Raw genomic sequence first — 2,193 nt, 5'->3', positions numbered from 1 at the left:
TTTTGCGTTCGCCGCGCTTCGAACGGGCAACGTCCAGGCGATCACGCAGGATGGTCCGAAACTCGTCGGCTTGCTCGCTAACGTGCCGGACCGCGCCAAATACGAAATCCCGGCTTTCACCATATCGAATGACTATGAAGGCGTGGGTGTCCCTAAGGGTGAACCGCGCCTGCTGAGTGTCGTCAATGACACGCTGACAGGTCTCGAAGCAAACGGTACCGCGGGCCACATCTACGACCAGTGGTTCGGGCCGAAAAGCCGCGCGCCGTTGCCGCGTTTGTTCAAGATCGGTGATCCGCAGAAAAGCTGATCGATGCCTGTTTCAGCAAGCCCGCTTCGACCGTGAACGGCAGGAGCGGGCTTGGTATTTCAATCTTCCATTCGTGTTTAGCTGAATGATTCCAATGAACGGATGGCTTGCGCCGAAGTACCTGATCTGGCTGCTTCAGGGCTTCGGCATGACGCTGGGGTTGTCGGTGTCGGTGATAGTCGCGGGGACCTTGTGCGGGTGTCTGCTGGCGCTTGCGCGCACTTCGCGCGCAGCGCTTGTGCGTCGTGTCGCCGCGCTTTATGTATTGGTGTTTCGCAACTCGCCGTTGATCGTCCAATTGCTGTTCTGGTATTTCGGCATAGCGACCCTCTTGCCCGAAGCGCTCATGACCTGGTTGAACACGCCGCACGCAGTGGATCTCGGTGTGTTCAAGCTGCATTGGCCATCGTTTGAATTCGTGGCCGGCTGGATCGGGTTGACCTGCTATTCCACCACGTTCATTGGCGAGGAACTCCGCTCGGGGTTATCGGGTGTTCCCGTGGGACAGCACAACGCAGCGTCCGCCCTTGGACTCACGCCGTTAGCCGCATTCGTTCATGTGATCTTGCCGCAGGCGGTGCGGATCTCGACGCCGCCCTTGTTCGGGCAGTACATGAATATCGTGAAGAACTCGTCGCTGACCATGGCGATCGGGCTGGCGGAACTCTCGTATTCGTCGCGTCAGGTCGACACCGAGACCTTCAAGACGTTTCAGGCTTTTGGCATGGCAACGGTGCTGTACATACTGACCATCGCTCTGCTGGAAGTCGTGCTTGTGGTGGTCCAGCGCAGCGGTTCGCGGGCAGTGGTGCGCCGATGAACGACGCTCTTTCCGCCATCCTGTCGAATCTGCCGTACTTGCTTGTCGGCACGTTTCCCGATGGTCCGTTGGGCGGTGCGGCGCTGACGCTGGTGATGGCCTCGATCTCTGCCGTGTCGTCCGCCGTCCTCGGGCTGGCAGGCGGCATTGGACTGGCAATGACACGGGGTTTGAGCCACTTGATCCTGCTTGGGGGAATCGGTTTCTTTCGCGCCATACCCGTACTGATGCTGATTTTCTGGACCTTCTTCCTGCTGCCGGTTTTGCTTCATATCGACGTTCCAGGCTTGGCGACGGTCGTGGCCGCGCTATCGCTGATCGGCGGCGCCTACCTGTCGCATTCGGTTCATGCAGGCATCGAAGCAGTGGGGAGCGGGCAGCGCCAGGCGGCGCTTTCACTGGGTCTGACGCGCTGGCAGGCGATGCGTCATGTTCTGCTGCCGCAGGCCATCCGCATCATGGCGCCGTCGTTCATCAACCAGTGGGTGTCGCTCGTCAAGGATACGTCGCTGGCCTACATTGTCGGCGTGCCGGAACTCGCGTTTCTTGCCAACCAGGTAAATAGCCGGCTGATGATCTATCCGGTGCAGATCTTCCTGTTTGTGGGTCTTGTCTATTTGATTCTGTGCACATCACTCGATGCGCTGGCGACGCGCCTGCTGCTGGGACGTACGAAAGGTGCTGAGCCGCGTGTGTCGACGCCCCCTGCGGTTATTGTCCCGTCGCCGGATTGAGGCAAACCCTCGACCGACGTTTTCTTTCAATAATTACATGAAGTTCGTACGCGCTTGGCAAGATCGATTTCGCCAGATGATTGCCGATGTCGCAAAGCCTGCTTTAGAAATACGTTTTTATTGGTTCAGCTTCTGAGCGGCCTCTTTCATAGTGTCAATTGATGGCTATAGACGGTTGCATTTCCTCTGGCAACCGATTGGCCTCAGTGAGTTTTCAAGTGACAGTACAAGGAGACGTCATGGCAGTTGAATTGGAAGAACGCGTAACTCAAGAATCTCTTGCGGTGTTGGAAGCGGCGCGTGCCGCAGCGGCAGCGAATCAGCTGCCC

General features: G+C 58.0%; 3 protein-coding genes. All 3 read left to right on the top strand.

Features of this window, described 5'->3' with window-relative positions; translation table 11 throughout:
* On the top strand, positions 1-310 hold a 310-nt coding region (locus M0974_RS19785; RefSeq protein WP_297840561.1), incomplete at its 5' end, for a transporter substrate-binding domain-containing protein.
* Between the two features lie 94 nt (positions 311-404).
* Positions 405-1,130: an amino acid ABC transporter permease gene (locus M0974_RS19780; protein ID WP_297840558.1), complete on the top strand. Its 726-nt coding sequence runs from the start codon at positions 405-407 to the stop codon at positions 1,128-1,130.
* Entirely contained in the window at positions 1,127-1,864 is a 738-nt protein-coding gene (locus M0974_RS19775; protein ID WP_297840555.1) for an amino acid ABC transporter permease, read from the top strand. Before M0974_RS19780 ends, M0974_RS19775 begins: the two co-directional genes overlap by 4 nt.
* The last annotated feature ends 329 nt before the right edge of the window (positions 1,865-2,193 follow it).

Origin of the sequence: Pseudomonas sp., from assembly GCF_026224925.1 — a bacterium.
Lineage (GTDB): Bacteria > Pseudomonadota > Gammaproteobacteria > Pseudomonadales > Pseudomonadaceae > Aquipseudomonas.
The sequence above is the reverse complement of the archived record's forward strand: the minus strand, read 5'-3'. Positions and strand labels throughout refer to the sequence as shown.